Genomic DNA, 22,026 nt, shown 5'->3' on the forward strand with positions numbered 1-22,026 from the left:
TATCGCTGGGGGGTGCTTGAGCATTGCAGTGCGCAGGAAACCAGGGGGGCTGCGTGCAAAGGGTTGCCGGCGGTCACATCCCACGGGAAATGGATGTCTGGAATCGAGGCTTCCTGCGAAGGGGCCCCGAAACGATTCTGCAAGCGATTGGAGTATGCATGCCTCGATAGGCCTGTCAATGTGCAGCCCCCATTTCCTGCCCAGTGACATCGCCGCATTTCTCGCATGCCGGCAGGAGAGTGTGCCGGACACCGCCGCATTTCTCACATGTTTTGAATAGCGTTGTCTCGCAGCATGGGCATGTGTAGGGCTCGTCGGCGATTGGGCCCGTCGCCCACGCTGCGGCCAGTGACCGCTTCTTCAAGCTACGCCTTGTCCAGGATGCGAACCTCAGCGGGCCGCGATGGATCGGGTAGTCACAGATCGGACAAAGGAAACTGGCGTACGCTTCACGATATTGGCGAATCAACCAATCACTGCTCGGGTGAGCCAAGAGCCTCAACAGCCTTAACAGCACTCCGATGGCAATCGCGAGTGAGAGCACGATGAGGATGTAACGGAAGTAGGTCGACGGGAAGTGTTCGTGCATCACGAGGATCACTCGCAACGCGACCGCACCACTGAGTGCGTAGACAAGCATCGCATAGGTGCCACCTGACTGACGCACAAACATCCATCCGCAGATCAGCAGAAGTGGGATGAGCATGCCAAGTTTGTAGGCGGCGAGTTTCCATTGGTGGCTTGCGTGGAGCCGCTCAAACTTCTCCTTGATTGGGCGGCTCGCCCTGGTGATCTCGCTCGCGTTGGTGCGCTGCTTTTCCGACACTGCGTTTTGTTGGTCATTGAGCGTCGCCAACTCCGAGTTCAGAACCTGCATCTGGCTTTGATTGGCGAGGAATAGTTGCAGGCTATCGGTCAGTGCCTGCTGTTGGTCCGGGCTCAGCGTCGTTGCGTTCTCGTCGGCGTTTCGTTTGAGCTGCAGTAACTGGTTAATTGTCTGTTGTGAGTCGCTCGTGGTTTGGCCGGTTAATCGACGCCGTTGTTCGGTCGACGCGATTTGTTGCTTCAAGTCCACTGATTGAGCCGCAAGTGCCTGTCGCTCATCCTGTAGTGTTTTCGGCAGCTCTCCATCGAGCATTTGGCTGTAATTGGGCCCCCGTACACGATCGATATCGCGAAGGATGTAGCCCAACAACCAAAACGCGAGCACTCCCACTAAGATGCTAAACCCAAAAATCATCAAGCGAAGCGCAAACGAACCGTGGTGTTTCTTGGTCTTCATGATCTCGCCTGAAATAGATTGGAGGTTGTCGCGGCGTGAGGAAGCAAATGATCGACCCGCTAGATGGCAAGAGCCCACGTTTCAAAGAATCTTCGCGACCAAATCAGTTTTGCACACAGTTTGGCAGAATTTCTTAGGAATTGGAATGGAAGCAGCCGACGCGACTGGGAAAGCGGAGAACACGTATGGGGGTTCGGCAAGGGTCGGGCGATTGGGCCCCATTCTCATTTTTCCTTTCACGTCGCGGAATTCCATGTGCCCATCGGGTAGGAAGGCGACAGCATGATCCGGTGTACTGTCTGGATCTATTCGTAAACGGAACTCGCTTTTCCATGCTCGAGCAGCAGCGTCACATCGCTGCCGCCGAGATGCCGCAACGCGACGACTCGAGCGGGCAACTTGCGACTGTGTTGAAGTTGGGGGTAGACTCGGCGATTTGAGGGGTCCGTCGAAGCGATTGATTCCGCATGCGTTGTCGCCGGGGTGGCGATCGCGCTCGTCACAGTTCAATGCCTGATTGAGCCGTATGTCTGGCGACCAGCCCAACCCGCAACGTTGAGCAGTTTCAACGTCTGACATGCCCATCGATCGCACCTCGCTATTTGGCCAAAGTCGCTCGACTCGGCGAAAGCAACTTCAAATGCCCACGCCAAAAATGCCCACTCTAAAATGCATCGTTGAGCAAAACGACACGACCTGGGGCCGTGTCTTTGATCTCACGATCCAGTTTCTGATCGTCCTCTCGCTGATCACGTTCTCAATCGAGACGCTTCCCGATCTTGTGCCGCCCGTCCGAAACGTTCTCCGCTGCGCTGAGATTTTTACGGTGCTCGTCTTCACAGCCGAGTACCTGATGCGTCTCTACGTCGCAGATCGAAAACTGGCGTTCATTTTCAGTTTCTACGGGTTGATTGATCTTCTGTCGATTTTGCCGTTCTACGTTTCCGCCGGCGTCGACCTCCGATCCGTCCGTGCCTTCCGGCTGTTTCGCCTCTTTCGGCTGCTAAAACTCGTCCGATACAATCGCGCCATTCGACGATTCCACAGGGCTTTACTCATCGCCAAAGAAGAGATCATTCTGTTCGGTCTTGTCGCCTCGTTACTATTATTTCTTTCTGCTGTCGGAATCTACTACTTCGAGAACGAAGCCCAACCGGAAGTGTTTTGTTCTGTATTTCACAGCCTGTGGTGGTCGGTGTGCACGCTGACAACTGTCGGATATGGCGATGTCTATCCGGTTACTATTGGCGGAAAGGTGTTTACGTTTTTTGTGCTCGCAACCGGTCTCGGCATCATTTCCGTACCCGCAGGGCTAGTGGCATCGGCACTTTCAAGAGCTCGTGAGATGGAGGGGAATGACCCCGTCGCGTCACGTCTCGCACTCCAAGACATCGGGCAGGAAGAGCCGAATGGGACGCCGCAGTAGAGTGTCCTGTTCTTCATGACCCCGGCACCAGCAAAGACCCGGCACCGGAAAAGACCCGGCACCGGAAAAGACCCCGGGGGTCTTTTCTGTCGTCGCACGTGAATCATCTGGGCTCGGGGCGGTCGATGCCGCGATTCATGGAATCGCAACAATTGTGAGATAGGCACCGAAAATGACGAGATGAATCCCGCCCTGCAGAACCGTTGTGCGGCCCGTTGCCAGCGATATGGTGGCCATGAAAAGCGAGAGGACAAGCAGGACGATATGCTCGGCGGCCAGTCCCAGCACAAGCGTCTCGCCTCTTGCCAAGGTCAGCATGGCAACCACCGGGATCGTCAGGCAAATCGAGGCGAGAGCAGAACCCAATGCCAGGTTCAGACTGGTTTGGAGTCGATTTGCTCGAGCGGCTCGTACTGCCGCAGTGCCCTCAGGCAGTAGTACCACCAACGCAATCGCCACACCCACCAAGTCGTGCGGTAAACCGGATCGATCAATAGCAACCTCCAGCGGGTGGGCAAGACCCTCGGCCAACAGCACGACACCGAGCAGCGAGATTGGCAGCATGCCCAACGCAACCAGGAACCCTTTTGGGGACGGCGGAGCATGGCTTTCATCGCCTCCATCATCACTGAAGTCGTCGCGGTGGCTGACCATTTGCGTGAACAGGAACAAGGCATAAAGCGCGAACGATACCACCGCCACAAATATTAACTGCGCCGGTGCATAGATTGGCCCCGGCCTTGCCACGGTGAAATTGGGGAGGACAAGCGCCAGCACCGTGACCGTGCCCAGTACTCCCAGGGCGGCCGTTGCTGATCGCGCCTGGAATCCTTGCGCGTGGTACCGTACCCCGCCGATTAAGAGGCACAGTCCAACGATCCCGTTGAGCACGATCATGATGGCCGCGAATACGGTATCTCTTGCGACGGTGCTTTCGCCTGACGGGGACTGCAATAATACGCAAACAATAAGCGCGACTTCGATGATCGTAACGGCGAGGGCAAGCAGCACGGAACCGAAAGGCTGGCCAATCTTCTGCGCAACGACTTCCGCGAAATGCACAGCAGCAAAGACCGTTGCAAACAGAAAGATGACAGCAAGTGGAAGCACGATCAGCGGTAGGCCGCCCGCCCACAGGATCTTTTCGGCGGCAACGAGACCGATCGCGGCCGCCGATGCCCATAGAGTCCAGGACGGAATTTCGGGGTGGTTCCCGACTTGATCTTTCTCGGATGGAATGCGATTTTCCATACATCTCTTTCTTGGCTTCGAAGGGGGATCTAATTTCCGGGTTTTCTCGACGCTGGAGAACTTCCCCGTCAGACCGACAGCGGCGAACGACGTGTTGTTATACGATTGGTCCGGAGGGTCGCATGGCAACGGCAACCGTATCGGCTTGGCTCAACGGGCCCGGAAGTTACCCCGCCGCGCGAGCGGAAAAGACCCCGGAATGGGATCTTGCCCGGAACGGGGCTCTATTTCGCACGCAAGCTGACCAGGTACTGGCCTCCCGTGGTCGCGATTTCAGTGTGCAGATCCAAGTCGGGGGCGAGGCGCGAGAGCCGATCGATGAGCCAGGTGGCGACGGCGTCCGCGTCTTTACGGGTGGGGCAGCGAGCCATGGCTTCGCGGCCACCCTTTCGCTGGAGTCGCTCGGCGGCTGCGATGATGGGGGCAGGGTCGGCGACAATCAAGTGTTCGGGCCAGGGCACGACGGGATCGTTGGCGCCTTTGCCCGTGTTGCAGCTCTTGTGGGCCAAACGCTCGGGCGGCAAGTTTCCCTTGTCCTGCTTCTTTTTCTTCGCCCGGGCTTTGGAAATGCACGTGTCCACACTGGCTCCGCGTGGGTCATTGGGTGACATGTCGGGGTCGACGGGCTCGTCACACAGCCAGCATCGCCAACCATCGGCCTCGCCCACGTCTTGAAGTTGTCCCATCCGATTTGATTCCTGGATTCGTTGAGGGGTGCCTGGATCGTCGGATCCTGTGAATTCAGCCCGTCTTGGCTGGGGCCTTCGCAACATATCCAGGCTCGGAGCATCAAGCTACCAGGGTGCGACCAGCCCGTGATTGGCCCCGGCACAGGGAGTTCGTGCCGTTTTGACGCATTTACTTCACCGGCCCGGCGGAGGAGACGGGGGAAATACAAGCCTAACGCGTGATGGGCTGCCGAATGAATGAGCTGAGTTGCCGACGCGGCCCGGCTGGTGAAATCAACACGCCGCTAGGATGGGTAAACCACTGCTCAGAATGGACTTAGGGATTTGAGGGAGGTCTCTGGATGAGGGGACGCACCCGAGACGGCGACCATCGGGGGCCTCTTTGCCACATTTGCAGCGTCGTGCTACCTTACGGCTGGGACGCGGCGTTACTTCAGGGACGCTGTTCCTCGGTTCATCACCCCTCCTTTCCTGCGGAAGCCTCGAGCTTCTGAAGCGGTAGTATCTTGAAAGTCCCTCAGCGCATCAAACCACTTATCGAAGACGGACTCGTCGATAAAGTCCTGGGCTCACTCATGAGCGGCAAAGAGGCCCAGGTCTTCCTGGTTCGTTGCGGCGACGAGACTCGCTGTGCCAAGGTGTACAAGGATGTGGCCAAACGTAGTTTCAAGAATGCGGTGCAGTACCAGGAAGGCCGGAAAATCCGGAACAGCCGCCGCCAGCGGGCGATCGATAAACGTTCAAAATTTGGCCGAGATCAACAGGAAGACGTTTGGCAGCGGGCCGAAGTGGACGCGTTGTACAAACTCGCCGATGCGGGGGTGCGGGTCCCCAAGGCATACGGTTTCTTCGACGGCGTGCTGTTGATGGAGCTAATCACCGATGGGGACGGCGGCGTCGCACCGCGACTCAATGATATCACCATGTCGGCCGAGCAAGCCGTCAAAGATCACGCCACCGTCATGATCTATGTGCTGCGTATGCTCTGTGTCGGATTGGTGCACGGCGATCTCTCGGAATTCAATGTCCTGCAAGATGAAACAGGCCCCGTGATCATCGACTTCCCACAAGTCGTGAACGCTTCGGGAAACAACAATGCGAAGGCGATGTTGCAGCGTGACGTTCGAAATATCACGCAATACTACGCGCAGTATGCTCCGCAGCTCGCTGAATCTCACTACGCCGAAGAGATGTGGGAACTGCATGAAAAGAGTGAACTGGACCCCGATCTGAAACTGACCGGCAAGTTCAAATTCTCAACCAAGGCCGCCGACGTCAATTCGGTCCTGCACATGATCGACATTGCTTACGAAGAAGCACAGGACCGGCAGGACCGAATGGAAAACGGCTGAGACAGTCGGTTTTTTGCGAAGTGGAGCCGACCTTCGGCTCACGGTTGTCGGTCGAACTTCGACAGCATCAACAGCCCGCCAACGCTATTGGGTTGCCCGTCCTGACTGCAGCAAGTGAAGCGGTTCGGCGCGGCCAATTTTCATTGCGGGCCACAATCCGGCGAGCAGGCACAGGCCGATCGTCATGGCAAAACCAAACGCCAACTGGGGCCACGGGATCATGAACACGGGCGGTCCGGCAAACCAGCCGCCGAATTGTGCCATTCCAACTCCGCACCATCCCGCAATCAAGCCGAAGAGGAGACTCAGTACGCATGCGGCAATCGCGATCAACAAGGTTTCGGTGATCACGAGTCGCACCAACTGGCTCCGTGTCACCCCCACCGCACGCATCACACCGAATTCCCATGTCCGGGAGCGGACGGATGCGATAACGGTATTGGCGACGGCCAGCGACATGATCACCAGGGTTACGAGGGGCAGGTAACTCATCCCCCAGATCATGTCGTCGGCTCTCAGGTGAATCGCCTTGCGCACGGTCTCCGTCGCCGTCATCCGCGCGAAGGGACGGTACGCTTTCACGGTTCCCATGGTGTCAGCAGTGAATGACTCGCCCGCATGACGCTGGGCAATGGATTGGAACTTTGCTTCGACGGTAGCGAGGTCCGTATCCGGCTTCAGATCCAACCAAAAGAACTCACTACGTCGCAGATGAAAATCGTCACGCACGCGTGGGCGGCTCGCAAAGATGAGTGTTCCCGTCCGCACAAAATGCCTTCGCACGCCTGAGAATTTAGTGACCCATTGCCAGCCTGGCAGCGAGACGATGCCGGCGATCTGATAGCTCACACGTTCACGCTCGGCATTGGGGGGAATCATCGTGATCGTGTCACCGATGCCCCGCCCCGTCGCCATCGAAAAGTCTTCTGAGACAACGCATGCATTGCCACTCGCCAACGCGTCACATACCGACTCCGGATTCCCGGAAACAAATTTTACGGCCAGCATGCGATCTTCGCCGCCGAACGCGATCAGTGGGTCGAGCCCGCAGATCACGCCGTTGTCCCCGAACTTGAGTCGGCTGGGCGGATCATCCTGTCCCCAATCAAACTTGGCTTGCTCAACAGCCAACGGCATCACTTTGTCCGCTTGGACCTCGTCGACCTGCGCGATCAATAATTCGTCCTGTTCATCCAGACCCACGGGATGGAATGCGACGAGTGCGTCGGGTAACCAGTCACCGGGGGTGAACGGCTGCAACATGGAATAACCCCAGGTCTGGGTGGAGGCATAGAGGCCTAAGCCAACCGAGAGTGCCAGCGTGGCGCTGACGGAACGCCACAGATTGTTCGATAATTGCGTTTTCATCATGCGACGATCCAATCGCAGCAGCCCCGTCAGAACGGGGGCCAAGACACGTTCGCAGATCACCACGATGGCAGGCGCCAATAGGATCATGCCCAGTAGAAGGATCGGATAGGTGACGAACGAATAGCACCACTTTCGCCACTCATCGGACATGGGGAGTACAAACACAGAGAGCGGAGTTGCCGCCGACAGGAGCAGACCGACGACCCCCAACACCGCCCACCAACCCCACCGCGGCGCAGCGACTCGCGTCGACATGGCGTCGAGCGGCTCGATCCGCATCGCTCGCCAAGCCGGCAGGATGGCGGCCCCGAGAGCTCCGAGTAGCACGGTGATCCCGGTAAGCACAACGCAGACCCAGCCGAGTACCGCACCGGAGCTGAACAAGCCCGGAAGCACCTGGCTGCCGACGACCACCAGCAGCCACCCGGCAATCAATCCGCCCATCCATCCGATCAACGCCAACACGACGCTCTCGATGGCAATGATGCCAGCGACTTGCCCCCGCGTCAGGGCGACCGCCCGCATCATTGCGAGCTCGCGTGCCCGTTCGCTGACCCCCATGCTGAGAGTGGAAAAAATGATGAAGATCGCAGCGAGGGAAGCCATTCCTGTCGCCGCCCAGGCTTGTGATTGTTGCCCGGAAACAGAGCGACTTGATTCCATTCCACCACGCACCGCTGCGAAATCAATGAGCTGCAGCGGCGGTTGACTCGATGCCAAGGGTGCCTGCCATACCTCGCGAAAATGATCGATCGAGACGGTGTCGCGAATCGCGACCTGCAGCACCTGCGGCTGGGACGGGTACCCATTGATTCTGGCTGCCAGAGCTGGGCGTACATAGATCGCGTTCGTCGCCACGCCTTGCACGAATCCACTGGGAAGCCCGATCTGATTGGCTTCCGCCTTGGGAACGAGCGAGCCATCACTGTTTGAATTGGTGGCCGCACGCTCCGCCGTCGACAATTCCGAGCCTGGAGCGTTCGGCGACTTTCTATTCCCGTGTTCCTGACGCGGTTGATCCACCCGTTTCGATTCGCCAGCACCGCGTCGGCCACGGCCGGCGCTGCCGAGGGACGGTGCTTCAGGTGCTTGCTCTACCAACCCGATGACTTTGAGTTGTAGTTGATTGGCCAGCGAGGTGACCAGCAACTCATCGCCGACAGCGATCCCCATGTCGCCGGCAACATCCACACCGACGACCACCGACGGCATCTCCGGGGCATCGCCGAGCCACTCGCCGCTGACGATCTCGTAGGGCGAAGCGATCGCGGGAGTACTGACGAGGGTGGGGCCAACGGGAGGGGCACCATTGACCGGTGGGCGGTTCCCAACCAGCAAACCCAATGAGGAGTCCGCTTCATCGGGATCGGTGTCTCGTCGCACCCGTGTCACCGAGACACGGGAATTGCTGATCGGGTTGATCTCTAAAACGCCCGGATCGTGTTGCAGACGATCAATCAGTGATTGCTCGATCGTCGGCGTCGGCGTTCCGGGAGGGCCGCCTTTCGCAATGATCAACGCATCGTACCGGCCGAGGTACCTGCCTGCATTCTCATCAAACTGTGACACCAAGGCATCGTATCCACTGACCACCCACACGACAGCACAGGTGGACGCGACCACTCCGAGTGTGGTGATGACGGCACGCCCCGGATGCAAACGCATCTGGGATAACACAAGAGTGGTCAGAAATCGGAGGCTGGTCATGGAGTCGATGCTTCTCGTGATGTTATCAAACAAGGTCAATTCATGACGCGCCGGTGAGTCGATGATCGCCGGCAAGTGAGTCACTTACGGCGCGGCAAATGCAATCCACGGGCCAATCGTTTGTCCGTCGTCGACGACTGAGCGAATCGACAGTGGCGGGACGCTCCGAGGCCGCAGTGGTTAACCGGGAAACGTTCGCCGATGAAATCCAAGGGAGATTTTCGGCTCGCTCGGTGCGCTCGTATCCGCGGCCGACAAACGACGTGATTTCCATCGGTCACGGCGAAATTGTCGCCGCCGGTGATTGCCTAAGATGTCTGGCCGCGAACCCCTTTAGGAAACGTTTGCTCAGGAACACTCTCGTCCCCACGCTGCCACTCCATGTTGATCAAATCCCCGCTCTCTCAATCCTCCCCCAGTAGCGAAGGGTCGAAGGGGCGGAGGAGCTGGGAACGAAGGGGGCGGCAATGACGGGGCTAGGAATGAGGCGGGCCAGGAATGGGACCATGCGGACTCCTGCCCAGCCTGATGTTCTTGGCGACGGACTCACGTGAATCGTCCTTTGACGTCACCGTGGGATCTTGGATCGATGTTGCTGACGACAGCGCGTTGCAGGTCGGGGCGGCGTGATGATGTTGCCCAGCGGCGCGGATTGAAGGTTGACGATACCCTCATCGTTGAGTTGCCTCGGCCGAACGCCGAGGGGGATTCGGAACTCGCGCTGCGGGTGATCGGGACCGTTAACGCCCCGCGTTGCCGGGGGCCGAAGCCGCGGGGATTCCGATGTTGACACCCAGTACAGGGGACGCCTTTACCTCGATTTCGGTCGCCGAACGAATCGCGAGCCGAGCTCATCGTATCAGTTTGATGGGCAGACTACGAAACGTTGGCCCAGCATTTTGGCCTCGATACGGCTTCGCATGTTTGGTTTTCGTACGAGAATGGCGTGGCCAATGTGCCCGAGATCGAGATCACGGCGCTGTCGCTCATGGCATCGATCGAATCAGCAGATGCTCGCGTTGGGAGTGAGCACACGATGAGCGCTCGAGTGGTCCCGGTCCCAGGGATACGTGATCAAATCCATGACGCGGCGTTGGCTGTGGGTGATCCGTTACGTACCGCTGGTCGCCCTGCTGATCGCTTGTCTGGGCGTATGGAACGTCATGCTGGCATCGGTCCGCGCCCGCCGCTGGTCATCCCCTGGATGCCTATTCTCGCAGCCTTTGCACTGGTGTTACTGCTGGGCGTTTGGATTGCCGCCTGGCCAGCCGTATCGATCGGCAGAACCCGCCCCATGGATCTCCTGCAATCAAGTAGCGACATGATGTAGCGACCGGTCATGAGCCGAGTGCCGTCAGGCGTCGAGTCATGCCGCCAACCGGGGCCCTCGAACCCGAGGTGTTTGTTGTTGAACGCTCCGCGGTCGACTGTTCCGACTGCAAATGTCTTCGGCTCACACGAACCTTGGACCCGAGAAAGAAGACGTCAAGCCCGGACGGAATTTTGGCCAATCACGGCGTCTGTTCCGCCTTCGTCGTTATTCCAACAACAGGGATTCTTCCTCGCCGATGGGCATCTAAAAGTTAATTCAGGACAGCGAACGATCGCAATAGAGGGCGTTTTGTTGGGATCGCGAGGTTCGCCGGCGGCGTGCTGAGTGCGGTCTTTGGGAGAGTGGCACGATCTATGCAAACCGATCTATGCATAACCAGGATCTGCGCACCCGCGAATGGGGTTTTGCCAACGAGCGATTGATGTCGTCAAAGTTCGACCGGCAAGGGTGAGCCAACTGCTGAAACGCATCGGGTAGCGCGAACCACCCAGTCGCCTACATGACTCGGTTCATTCAATCGACACGCCGCGAACGCGTCCCATGCTCCCAACGGTGCTCGCAGAGCATGCCCCGCATTGTCATTCCACCCACATCCTCCCAGCCTCAATATCCATGAACGAAATCAACCCGTCACCCATCGCCGTTGTCAAGCAGGTCTCGAAAGTTTACCGGCCAGGAGATCGAACGGTGAATGCGTTGCAGGACGTGGACCTGACGATCGACACGGGCGAGTTTGTAGCGGTGATGGGGGCGAGTGGTTCGGGTAAGAGCACGCTGCTGCACTTAATGAGTGGATTGACTCGCCCGTCATTGGGAAGCATCACGGTTGAGGGACAAAATCTCGCAACGCTTTCAGACCGCGGGCTGACCCACTTTCGACGTCGCCGCGTGGGCTTGGTCTTCCAAGCCTTCAATCTGGTTCCGTCGCTCAACGCCTACGACAATATCATGTTTCCACTCTACGCCGCCGGCCTCCCGGACAACGGCGATGAACCACTTCAGGAACTGGCTCGGCAACTGGGAATCGAAGATCGATTAACGCATCGACCGGACTCCCTCAGCGGCGGCGAGCAGCAGCGTGTGGCGATCGCGAGGTCGCTGATCTCCAACCCCGCGATCGTGTTTGCCGACGAGCCGACGGGCAGTTTGGACTCGGTCACCGGGCAATCGATTTGCGAGTTGCTGCGGCATTTGTGCGACTCCCAACGCCGCACGATTGTCATGGTGACCCATGAGCCGAGCGTGGCCGCATGGGCCGACCGCGTGGTGGTCTTGAAAGATGGTCGGATTTTGGAGCAGTTCGCGACATCGGAGCACGCCGACCCGCAATCACTCGCTGCCTACTACCAACAGGTCGTCGGCAGCCCAGAACAACCGCTCGCCGAGTCGCTGGCGTGAGAGTGGACGTGCCGGACGTGCCGCGTTGACGGGGCGAGAGTTGTAAACAGCCGGGTGCTCGCAATGCCCGGCGCCTTCCTGGACCAACAACGCGTCTTTCTCGGCAGTGCCTTTCTCGGGTTTGCCATTCTCGGCAATGCCTTTTTGGCAACGCCCTTTTTTGAAAAAAATTCGCTTCACCCCCTTGATCCCAAACAGGCTGCCGAGCATGATTTTGAGACTGATTCGCAGTAGCATCTGCTGCTGCCGCCTTAGCAAGCCACAGACGCTCTTAAGTCTGCTAGCCAGCCACGCCTTTCATGCACCTGAGAACGTGACGGTCACCATTGACCGCCACTCCAAAATCTCAGTCCTGCGTCCTGCCTTCCCGTGTGCCTCTAGCCTGAGACTTGATATGCCGTTTTCTGAATTCGCTGCTCCCCGGTCTGCTGCGTACCGCCCTCCCACAGGGCGTCCGCGCACCCGGGCCGCTTTCACACTCGTCGAGCTCTTGGTCGTGATTGCGATCATCGGGGTGCTTGTCGGGTTGTTACTCCCGGCCGTCCAGTCTGCTCGCGAAGCAGCCCGTGCGATGCAGTGCGGAAACAACCTCAAGCAGGTTGGGCTGGGGTTGCATAACTACGCTTCGACGTACAACGGCGCCTTCCCGAACAACGGATATTCCTGGCCCGGCGGATACCCGAGTGACTATTCACCCTTTGCCAAAATCCTGCCATTTCTGGAACAGGCACAGCTCCAGGACCTCATTGATTTCGATATCTACATGGGGCACCCTGCGTTGGCCGACCTGCCCGTTGGGCTGCAGGAAGCGGCTGGGACGCGAGTGGCGACGTACGAATGCCCCAGCGATGTCAATGCGACTCTCCACAGTCTGACCATGCCATCAGGTGCCAGCATTCAGATCGCCGGTACCAGCTACGCGATGAACCAAGGCAGTGGTCTCGATGGTGTCTTTCATCCGGGCAACGGTGTTCCATCGGACGGTCTTTGCTGGGTCGGTGCGAAGGTTGGTTTCCGTGACATTTTGGATGGCACGAGCAACACGATCGTATTTGCAGAAACCATCATCGGCTCCGGTTTGGACGTGGCCAGCCCCACGCCGGCGATGGATGTGCGTGGGTACCGGGCGAAAGCCAACACAGGGATCAACGCGACTGTCGCGGAGTCAGCGGATGTGGGTGGATTCAGTGGCGTCCAGGGCTACATCGCTGGTTGGGGTGGCGACCGCAATCACTACTGGTTGCGAGGCAGCGTGCCCAGCGGCCCGATCATCAACGGTAGGCTGACGCCGAACAGCCCCGTTCCCGACATGGTCTACGGTTCTTCGAAGATCACTGCGGCGCGGAGCTACCACACCGGATTCGCGAAGATCGCCATGGCCGACGGCAGTGTTCGCAATGTCACCGACTCGATCGACCGAGATGTCTGGCACGCCAGCTGGACGAAGCGTGGTGGCGAAGTGAAAACGGTCAGTTCGGAATAGTTCCACATACGTCTCTCGACAACCACGCCATGTCTCCCAAAACCGCGACCGAAATCCCACACCGCAACTATCGTTTGCGGACGATCATTGCGTGGCATTGGATCAGTTCAGCGATTAGTCTTGTCGGCATGATGTTATTCGCCTTAACGGGAATCACACTCAACCATGCCTCTCAGATTAAGTCGGAGGTCGTCACCGAGACGCGGTCCGCCGAGTTGCCACCGGATCTGCTCGAGCTCGTCAATGCATCCTCGTTGGACGGTCTCGAGCCGCTACCAGACGAGCTTTCCAATTGGCTCAGTGAGCAGTTGATGAAGCCGATTGGTCGCCGGGCGGCCGAGTGGTCGGAGGATGAAATCTATCTCTCGATGCCCGGTCCCGGCAGTGATGCATGGTTGGCAATCGATCGAGAGACAGGTGAGATAGAGTTTGAACAGACTCAACGAGGATGGATCTCCTATTTCAATGACCTGCACAAGGGACGCAATACCGGAGCGGCGTGGAAGTGGGTATTGGACCTGTTTGCGATCGCAACACTCGTGTTTTGTGTGACTGGATTGTTGTTGCTAATCGAACACGCTCGACGTCGAAGCCTCACTTGGCCACTGGTCGGCCTCGGATTGGTCGCACCCTGGTTGGTGGCGATTTTGCTGATTCACTAGATAGACCTACCGAAGGAAAGAAACTTAGTTATGAACAAGATACTCATGACCATCCCGCTGCTTTTCGTCTTGGCGGGCGTGGCTTGGGCTGATGAGCCGGCCGCTGACTTTGAAGTCTCGATCGAGATCCCCCGCATCAACGTGTCGGAATACCATCGTCCCTACGTGGCGGTGTGGATTCAGGACGAGGACCGCAAGGCGGTCGCGAACCTGAACGTTTGGTACCAGATGACCGAAACGCAAGAAGGCGCGGGCACCAAATGGCTGCCGGACTTGCGTCAATGGTGGCGTCGCTCAGGCCGTAGCTTGGAGATGCCCGTCGACGGTGTTTCCTCAGCAACGCGTCCAGCGGGAAAGCACAAACTCTCCGTTGCGAGCAGCGATCCTCGGTTGGCAAAACTGCCGCCGGGTCAGTACACCCTCGTCGTCGAGGCCTCACGTGAGGTCGGCGGTCGTGAACTGCTGTCTCTCCCGTTCACCTGGCCCTCGGAAAAACGTCAAGTCGGACAGACCGAAGGCGAGAGCGAACTCGGGAAAATCAGTCTGACCGTTCAGGCATCCGAGTAAACGCTTCGCAGTGTTTTTTGTTTCACCGCGTGGGCCTCGCCCCACGCGTTCACGATTGGTCTCGTGCCCCGCAGGGCACGCGGCCGAACGAGGTTTGACTCGATGATTTGTACGCAGGAATTTAGGAACGAGCGGAAAATCGGTGGCCGAACGCTCCGCGGTCGGAAGGGTCGACCGCGGAGCGTTCGACCACCATTTCAGACAGTCATTTTCCGCTCGTTCCCTTAGCCGCTGCGGCGAGTTCCTCAGTGCATGCCTCAATCCCTTTCTCCAATCCCTCCCTCCCAGGAAACACCTCTGATGAAACGATTTTTTCTATCAACCCTGTTGCTCGTGGCTCTTCTCCCGGCAACGAGTTTCGCTCACAAAGTCTGGTTGCGCCCCTCACAAACAGTTTTGTCCGGGCCCGAGCCGTGGGTGACCGTCGACGCTGCTGTCTCCAACGACCTGTTTTATTTCAACCACTTTCCACTCAAACTCGATGGCCTGGAAATCGTCGCACCGAGCGGCAGCCACGTCACCGCTGAAAATCAATCGGTGGGCAAGTACCGCAGCGTTTTTGACTTGCCATTAACCGAACAGGGCACCTATCGAATTGCCATCGTGAATCGTGGCGTGTTTGCGGGCTGGGAAGAGGACGGGGAACGAAAGCGATTTCGTGGGACGCCTGAGATGCTAGCCGCAGCGATTCCAGCGGCTGCCGAGAACGTGCAGGTCACTGAAAGCATTGGCAGGATTGAAACGTTCGTCACCAATGGCGCCCCTTCGCTCGATTCGATTCAGCCGACCGGCGAAGGGGTCGAGTTGGTTCCACTGACACACCCCAACGATCTGTATGCGGGCGAGACAACGAAGTTTCGGCTGGTCGTCAACGGAGAGCCCGTCGAAGGCATGGAGGTCACGATCATCCGGGGCGAGACACGCTATCGGAACGCTCAAGACGAGGTCCAATTGACCACCGATGCCAAGGGCGAGTTCTCTGTTGAGTGGGATGAACCAGGCATGTACTGGCTCGAAACCAGTACGGAAGACCAAAAAACCTCGGTTCCGCAAGCGAACACTCGTCGTCTGAGCTACGCCGCAACCCTCGAAGTCTTACCGCAGTAGATCTTCGATGTTCCATTGTTGCACATCGCTAACATCGACCCGGACAGCGAGCGTGATCGCCGGGGCAGTCTTAATCACCGCGGCATTGCTATGCCTGTGGTGGACGCCCGGCGATTGGTGGATCGCTTCTCCGCTGCGGTCACGCTGGTACTTGGCCGCCGGCGTGCTCGCGAGCTTCCTAGCCCTCCTCGGCTGGGCATGGCGATCTGGCGCGAAAGCATCGAGGCTCGATCAAGTCAACTTACTTCAACTCGACGCTGAGGAAGAGTACGTCCTGGTCATCTACGCCAGCGAAACCGGGTTTGCCGAGTCCTTGGCGCACCATACCCGCGATCGACTGCAAGACTCCGGCAGGCGTGTCGAGCTCGCCCCGATCGACGCCATCACCACTGAGAATCTGGTTGATGCGAAACGGGCTTTGTTCATCGCTAGCACCGCCGGCCAAGGCGATCCGCCAGAACATGCCATGGAGTTCTTCGAGTCGGTAATGCAACAGGCAGCGAACTTGAACTCATTGCATTTTGGCGTTTTGGCGTTGGGCGATCGAAGCTACGACGAATTCTGCGAGTTCGGCCATCAGCTTTCCAGGTGGCTGCGCACCTGTGGCGCTCAATCACTGTTCGATGTCATTGAAGTCGACGACGGTGACGAGGTCGCACTTGAGCATTGGGAGAGCCGCATCGAATCGATTTCCGAAACCCATTGGGGCCGGAAATAGTGGGCTCATCCGACGGCAGGGGACGCGGGAGTACAGTGGAAGGTTTTTTTAAGGCAACGCTCCAGTATCCAATCTGTTTTCAACGAAGCGTCCGCGCCGAACGAATGTTCGGCAGGGACTGGCAAGACCATTGGCGTACCATCGACCGGGAGATCCCGTGCCGAGCCCGCACCTGTGCAGAGCTTCGCTCCGATTTTCCCGGCAGGCCCCGTCTCATTTCTCGGCAGGCCCCGTCTCATTTCCCGGCGATCAGCCGAACGCTGTCAATCCAATCCCACAAATAAATTATGGGACACTTGAGACATGCCGCCCAAACCGTCCGGCAACAATTGCGGACGTCCAGCTCCACCGACCGCGGAATTGGGTGGGCGGAACCAACACCGCGCGATAATATGTGTTCTTTCCGATTCTTGCGGCCTGAACACTGTAAACCACAGCATGATGAAAACCATTCAAATCAAAGCGGTGTTGGCCGGCGGCATCTGCCATCTCATGCTCCTGTGGCACGGCGTGTTGGTCGCGGCACCACCTGAGGTTGGCAGCGGGCCCCCACTGCCGCCCCCGGTCACCAACCGCACCGATCTGTCTCTGGCGCGAATTTACCACGGTCCCGATTTCAACCTGCAGCAGCAGTCGATGCAGTGGGACAACCGCGGTGACGTGCTATGGTCGATGCGAGCCAACGATGAGGGGCATCCCGAGATCATCCGTAGGTCGGTTCCCGAGGGCAAAGCAACCGTCGCTATTTCAGCGGATCAATTTCGCCTTCCCAGCGGCGAGCGAATTTCGATCGACGAGTACCAATGGTCTCCCGATCACCAGTATTTGCTCGTGTTCACCAACACCGTACGGGTCTGGAGATCGCACACCCGCGGAGACTACTGGCTGCTCGATCTGATTTCAAAATCGTGGCGGAAAATCGGTGGGAAAGACGTTGCGAATCAGTCGCTAATGTTTGCCAAGTTCTCCCCCCAGGGCGATCGAATTGCCTATGTTCGCGATCGCAATCTGTACTGCGAGACCACCGCGAGCGGCGATGTCCAAGAGATTGCGGCGAGCGACCAAGCGGAACTCATCCACGGCACATTCGATTGGGTCTACGAAGAAGAGCTGAAACTCACACGCGGGTTTGAAATCAGTCCAGACGGCAGCAAGATTGCGTTTTGGCAGTTGGATGAATCGGACGTCCCCATGCACTCACTGATCGACAATACGTCGGAGCGATATCCGATCGTCAAACGCTATGCGTACCCCAAAGTCGGCCAAACCAATCCAGCGGCGAGAATCGGTGTTTTCGATTTCGCGACGAAACAAACGATGTGGCTACGGATTGCCGGGGATCCCCGCCAGTACTATCTCGCGGGGATGCAATGGTTGCCGGCCGATGCGATCGGTGCCAACGAACGATTGGTCGTCCAGCAACTCAATCGCCGCCAGAACGAGAATCGTCTTTGGTTGTGCGATGCGTCCACGGGCGACTGCGTTGCCTTGTTCAACGACACCAGTCCGGGGTGGGTCATGCACCAAGCGAACATGCTTTTCTTGCCGGTACAAGAAACCGATTCGGGTGACGGCGTGCTGCGAGAGACCACGGACCTGCTCTGGTTGAGCGAACGCAGCGGATGGAGACATCTGTATCGGATCGCAATCATGCCATGGCTGTTGACCAGCCCGGTGGATACGAGCGAAGAACTAGGCGCAGATGGGACCCATCGTGGCGTTGCATTCGAGCCGATCACGGAGGGACCTTGGGACGTGATCGATCTCACCGCCCTTAGCCAGACGACAGGCACGGTGTACTTTACCGCTTCGCCAGACAACCCGGCCACTCGCGGGCTCTACACCTGTGCCAGTAATCGCGAAGTGCCCGAGGCTCAACCGCAGCGGGTTTCACCGCAGAGCGATGGAACGTTCCAGTACCAGGTAAGCGACTCCGCAGTCTATGCACTGGAGAGCTGGTCAGCGTTCTCGGTACCTCCGGTCAAACGACTGGTGCGACTGGATCCCTATGAGCGAATGGAAATATTGGAGGACAACGCAACCGTCGAGACCGCTCTCGCTGCGCTGCGTCCGGTCGACCATCAGTTTCTCTCTCTGCAGATCGATGAAGCAACATCGCTTGATGCGTGGATCATGCTTCCCAAGTCCAACGGTGCAGCGGAGTCTGATGAGCTGAATCATTCGCTCCCGCTCATCGTGCACGTCTATGGTGAACCGGCGGGCCAAACCGTTCGTGATGCGTATGGAGGCCGTAGCTATCTATGGCACCGCTACCTGACTCAGCTCGGATTTGCTGTCGCGAGTATCGATAATCGCGGCGCCGCGTCGCCACGCGGACGAGAATTCCGCCAGGTTATCCATGGCAAGTTGGGGGTCTTGCCGCCTGCCGACCAAGCCGCGGGAGTCGGCGATTTACTGAAACGCTTTCCCCGGCTCGATCCCAATCGCGTCGGCGTGTGGGGATGGAGCGGTGGCGGATCGACAACCTTGCACAGTGTCTTCCGCTATCCGGAGCTCTATGCCGCCGGGATCGCTGTCGCCCCGGTCTCCGATCAACTCGATTATGACACGATCTATCAAGAGCGTTACATGGGATTGGTTGAGGACGACCGCCAGAAATTCGTTGACGGATCGCCACTGACCTATGCCGAGGGGCTCGACGACCCGCTGTTGATCATTCATGGCACGGGTGATGACAACGTCCACTTCGCCTCGACCCAACGACTAATCAATCGGCTGGTGGCCCTTGGCAAGCAGTTTCAAATGATGGCGTATCCCGGTCGCACGCACGCGATTTCCGAAGGTGAGGGAACCGTCATGCATCTGCATCAGCTGATGACCGATTTTTGGGTCAACACGCTCCATCCCCAATAGCGAGCAGGCTGGGTGTCAAAGACTTGACGCTTCTGCGATAATTTTCGAAGCGTTCGAGCACTTTTTCAGACACTGATTTTCGGCTCGTTCCTGACTTCATCTTGGAAACTCTTACCCAGCGCTAAAAGATCCATGCAGATTTGCAAATTCGTCGATGCAGCAGGGCGACCCCGTGTCGCACTGGTGGAGGACACTGAACTCGTCCCGCTGCAGTTGACGCCGGACCTAGCAACGCTAGCGGATATTCTCGCTGCCGAGCGACCGATCGCGGCGGCCGATTCGCTGGGCCGCGACGAACCGATCGCGATTGATCGGCAAACCGCCTGGTTGCCGCCGATTGATCAGCAAGAAGTCTGGGCGGCGGGGGTCACTTATCGGCGCAGTCAAACCGCCCGGATGGAGGAGTCCGCGGCCGCCGCGTCTTGTTACGACCGGGTCTACCAAGCCGATCGTCCTGAGCTGTTCTTCAAGGCCACGCCGAGTCGTGTCAGTGGTCACCAGCAGCCACTGCGAATTCGTCAAGATGCGACCTGGAACGTGCCCGAACCGGAAATCACACTGGTGCTCTCGCCCCAGTTGCGGATTGTCGGCCTAACGATCGGTAACGACATGAGCTCTCGAGACATCGAAGGCGAGAATCCGCTGTACCTTCCGCAGGCAAAGTGTTACGACCAATGCGCTGGGTTGGGGCCGTGGATTCGTTTGTACGACGAACTGCCGCCGGTCGACCAAATCACCGTCGACCTGAAAATTCGACGTGGCGATGCCGTCGTCTTTGAACAATCCACCAGCGCCGCTGAGATGGCTCGCCGGTTCGATGATTTGGTCAGCTGGTTGGGGCGAGACAACACATTCGCAGCGGGCGCGTTCTTGATGACCGGGACTGGAATCGTTCCGGGTAACGACTTCACGCTGCATCCCGGCGATGTCGTCGATGTCACGATCGCTGGCATCGGTACGCTTTCGAACCCGATTGTGCAAACCACATCATCCCCCACTCCCTGAACCGACGGAACTGACGTGGCACGCAACGAACAGCTCATCCGTCAACACAAGTTGCTGCAACTGCTCGAAGAATCACGCTTCGGTCGGACGGTCAATGAATTGAAATCAGACTTGGTCTCCGACCTTGGCCTGACGACACTGCATGGCCGGACGGTGCGGCGTGACATGGAGGCGTTGCAGGCGGCCGGGTATGACATTCAAAATGAGATGGTCGAGCGCGGCAAGGTTTATCGGCTTGGCCGCAACCATACCGCCGTGCACGAGATCGCGTTCTCGGCGACCGAGTTGATCGCACTTTCGATCGGCCGCGAATTACTGACGCCGCTGATGGGAACGCAGTATTGGCAGGGCATCGAGACGTTCTGGAACAAGGTTCAAGAAGCGATTCCAGAAGGCGTTTATGAGCACTATCAGCGTTACCGCAAAGTGCTCTATGTCTCGGGAACGCCCTCGAAGACCTATGCCGCGCAAGCTGGCATGCTCAAGACCATCACCCGGAGTATTCTCGAACATCGTGTTGTCGAGATCGAGTACAAGTCCGTCGGCCGCCCCGCCACTCGCCGGCGAATCGAACCCTACGCCCTCGCGGTTCATCAAAGCAGCATCTATGTCGTCGCCGCGGCGCCCGAGGTCACGGATGCAGCGGAGAGGTTGCGCAACTGGAAACTCGATCGTTTCCAGCACGCGCAAGTAACGGACGACTATTTCAAACCTGATTCGAAAGTAGACCTGGGCAAATTCTTAAGCAAGAGCATCGGCATTTTCTCGGGCGAAAATTCAACGCCAGTACAAATCCGGCTCGGTGCTCGATCGGCCTCCTACTTGAAGGAAGATCCCTGGCATCCCGATCAAATATTGCAGCCCATCGAGTCGGGGAAGGATCCTTCCACGGACCCGAGTCCCGACAGGGATCAGACGGACGAGTCCGAGCTGACTACTGAGTTCCTCTTAACGGTCCCCGCCTCACACCCGCGAGAGCTGTTACCCAAGGTACTCGCCCTGGGTGCGGACGCGGAAGTCCTGTCGCCACCGGAGTATCGGGAGGCAGTCGCCTCAGCCATTGCGACCCTGGCGAAGCGATATGCTCGATAATTCCCTCGGGTCCGGCGCGTATTATGACATGGATGACTACGCCAGCTTCATGCGCCGGCTGGCCGTGCAACTGATCGACTCACTCGTCATCCTGGCGATTGGTTTCGCACTTGCAGGAATGATCTTCTTCATCTCGTGGAGCGTCGGTTCGACCGACGATCCGATCTGGCTTTTCTTCCTCTCCTGGGCGGCGATTGCCTGGCTCTACCTCGTGCCGCTCAAACGCTCACGTTTCCGCACGGTTGCCTATCAACTCCTCGGACTCAGAATTGTCACAACACGCGGGGAACGCCCTTCGCTGTTGATCATGACTTTTCGGATGATGATGTGGCTGTTTGGACCGTTCAACTTCTTGATCGACCTCGCTTGGCTGGGTGCGGACACCGAGGGCCAATCGTTGCGAGACTGCTTTGCGGGCACCTACGTTGTCCGCAACGGGGCGACTCCGATTGGATACGCACCGATGCACTTGACCCGATACAATGGAGCTGGACTGACTCTCGCTTATCCGCGTGTCTGCCGCCCGACACCCCACGCTCTGGACGACAGCAAAAACGACACCTGCTGAATTACAGGGGACTTGCGCAAACGGAGATAGATGAAGCGATCGAATCACGTGGTCGCCCGACCGCGAGTGGGTTTCAGATGGATCGCGCGATCGGAATGGTTCTCGGTTGTGCGTTCGCGACTGCTCGCGAAATGTTACCTT

19 protein-coding genes are annotated in these 22,026 nt (G+C 58.1%); 13 read left to right on the top strand and 6 right to left on the bottom strand.

Annotation, left to right across the window (positions count from 1 at the left end):
- Positions 1 to 175 precede the first annotated feature (175 nt).
- A complete protein-coding gene (locus SH410x_RS09950) occupies positions 176 to 1,282 on the bottom strand; it encodes a hypothetical protein (protein ID WP_473676351.1) in 1,107 nt (368 codons plus the stop codon).
- Positions 1,283 to 1,587: 305 nt separating this feature from the next.
- Entirely contained in the window at positions 1,588 to 1,785 is a 198-nt protein-coding gene (locus SH410x_RS09955; protein ID WP_473676352.1) for a hypothetical protein, read from the bottom strand.
- Positions 1,786 to 1,937: 152 nt separating this feature from the next.
- Here SH410x_RS09955 and SH410x_RS09960 point away from each other — a divergent pair, with 152 nt between their 5' ends.
- Positions 1,938 to 2,708 carry an ion transporter gene (locus tag SH410x_RS09960; RefSeq protein WP_473676353.1) on the top strand — a complete coding sequence of 257 codons (771 nt, stop codon included), beginning with the start codon at positions 1,938 to 1,940 and terminating at the stop codon, positions 2,706 to 2,708.
- A 135-nt stretch (positions 2,709 to 2,843) separates the two neighbouring features.
- Here the strand turns inward: SH410x_RS09960 and SH410x_RS09965 are convergent, their stop codons facing one another.
- Both SH410x_RS09965 and SH410x_RS09970 read right to left on the bottom strand, forming a co-directional pair.
- The gene (locus tag SH410x_RS09965; protein WP_473676354.1) at positions 2,844 to 3,818 is read right to left on the bottom strand and encodes a calcium:cation antiporter; all 975 of its coding nucleotides are present in this window, start codon (positions 3,816 to 3,818) and stop codon (positions 2,844 to 2,846) included.
- A gap of 365 nt (positions 3,819 to 4,183) precedes the next feature.
- Positions 4,184 to 4,645: a hypothetical protein gene (locus SH410x_RS09970; RefSeq protein WP_473676355.1), complete on the bottom strand. Its 462-nt coding sequence runs from the start codon at positions 4,643 to 4,645 to the stop codon at positions 4,184 to 4,186.
- Between the two features lie 509 nt (positions 4,646 to 5,154).
- Between SH410x_RS09970 and SH410x_RS09975 the strand changes: the two genes are divergently transcribed.
- Positions 5,155 to 6,000 (top strand): PA4780 family RIO1-like protein kinase, encoded by an 846-nt coding sequence (locus SH410x_RS09975; protein ID WP_473676356.1) that lies wholly within the window; start codon positions 5,155 to 5,157, stop codon positions 5,998 to 6,000.
- A gap of 84 nt (positions 6,001 to 6,084) precedes the next feature.
- On the opposite strand, the gene SH410x_RS09980 is transcribed toward SH410x_RS09975, so the two are convergent.
- Positions 6,085 to 9,078: an FtsX-like permease family protein gene (locus SH410x_RS09980; RefSeq protein ID WP_473676357.1), complete on the bottom strand. Its 2,994-nt coding sequence runs from the start codon at positions 9,076 to 9,078 to the stop codon at positions 6,085 to 6,087.
- 946 nt (positions 9,079 to 10,024) lie between these two features.
- On the opposite strand from SH410x_RS09980, the gene SH410x_RS09985 reads away from it, so the two are divergent.
- The gene (locus tag SH410x_RS09985) at positions 10,025 to 10,408 is read left to right on the top strand and encodes a hypothetical protein (RefSeq protein ID WP_473676358.1); all 384 of its coding nucleotides are present in this window, start codon (positions 10,025 to 10,027) and stop codon (positions 10,406 to 10,408) included.
- A 615-nt stretch (positions 10,409 to 11,023) separates the two neighbouring features.
- Positions 11,024 to 11,809, top strand: a complete 786-nt coding sequence (locus tag SH410x_RS09990; RefSeq protein ID WP_473676359.1) for an ABC transporter ATP-binding protein — start codon at positions 11,024 to 11,026, stop codon at positions 11,807 to 11,809.
- Here SH410x_RS09990 and SH410x_RS09995 read toward each other — a convergent pair.
- Positions 11,741 to 12,046, bottom strand: a complete 306-nt coding sequence (locus SH410x_RS09995; RefSeq protein WP_473676360.1) for a hypothetical protein — start codon at positions 12,044 to 12,046, stop codon at positions 11,741 to 11,743. The genes SH410x_RS09990 and SH410x_RS09995 overlap by 69 nt on opposite strands.
- Before the next feature lie 157 nt (positions 12,047 to 12,203).
- Between SH410x_RS09995 and SH410x_RS10000 the strand changes: the two genes are divergently transcribed.
- The 9 genes from SH410x_RS10000 (at position 12,204) to SH410x_RS10040 (ending at position 21,885) form a co-directional block, all read left to right on the top strand.
- Positions 12,204 to 13,292 carry a DUF1559 family PulG-like putative transporter gene (locus SH410x_RS10000; protein WP_473676361.1) on the top strand — a complete coding sequence of 363 codons (1,089 nt, stop codon included), beginning with the start codon at positions 12,204 to 12,206 and terminating at the stop codon, positions 13,290 to 13,292.
- A gap of 29 nt (positions 13,293 to 13,321) precedes the next feature.
- Positions 13,322 to 13,954 (top strand): PepSY-associated TM helix domain-containing protein, encoded by a 633-nt coding sequence (locus SH410x_RS10005; protein ID WP_473676362.1) that lies wholly within the window; start codon positions 13,322 to 13,324, stop codon positions 13,952 to 13,954.
- 30 nt (positions 13,955 to 13,984) lie between these two features.
- The gene (locus tag SH410x_RS10010) at positions 13,985 to 14,521 is read left to right on the top strand and encodes a DUF2271 domain-containing protein (RefSeq protein WP_473676363.1); all 537 of its coding nucleotides are present in this window, start codon (positions 13,985 to 13,987) and stop codon (positions 14,519 to 14,521) included.
- Between the two features lie 300 nt (positions 14,522 to 14,821).
- Entirely contained in the window at positions 14,822 to 15,628 is an 807-nt protein-coding gene (locus SH410x_RS10015) for a DUF4198 domain-containing protein (protein ID WP_473676364.1), read from the top strand.
- Between the two features lie 7 nt (positions 15,629 to 15,635).
- Positions 15,636 to 16,346, top strand: coding sequence for a flavodoxin domain-containing protein (locus SH410x_RS10020; protein ID WP_473676365.1), 711 nt, complete (start codon positions 15,636 to 15,638; stop codon positions 16,344 to 16,346).
- Between the two features lie 438 nt (positions 16,347 to 16,784).
- Positions 16,785 to 19,220 (top strand): S9 family peptidase, encoded by a 2,436-nt coding sequence (locus tag SH410x_RS10025; protein WP_473676366.1) that lies wholly within the window; start codon positions 16,785 to 16,787, stop codon positions 19,218 to 19,220.
- Between the two features lie 132 nt (positions 19,221 to 19,352).
- Entirely contained in the window at positions 19,353 to 20,225 is an 873-nt protein-coding gene (locus tag SH410x_RS10030) for a fumarylacetoacetate hydrolase family protein (RefSeq protein WP_473676367.1), read from the top strand.
- 15 nt (positions 20,226 to 20,240) lie between these two features.
- On the top strand, positions 20,241 to 21,317 hold the full coding sequence (locus SH410x_RS10035) for a helix-turn-helix transcriptional regulator (RefSeq protein ID WP_473676368.1): 1,077 nt from the start codon (positions 20,241 to 20,243) through the stop codon (positions 21,315 to 21,317).
- A complete protein-coding gene (locus tag SH410x_RS10040) occupies positions 21,307 to 21,885 on the top strand; it encodes an RDD family protein (protein WP_473676369.1) in 579 nt (192 codons plus the stop codon). The genes SH410x_RS10035 and SH410x_RS10040 overlap by 11 nt, the downstream gene beginning before the upstream one ends.
- Positions 21,886 to 22,026 lie beyond the last annotated feature (141 nt).

This window comes from Rhodopirellula sp. SH410 (assembly GCF_055811895.1).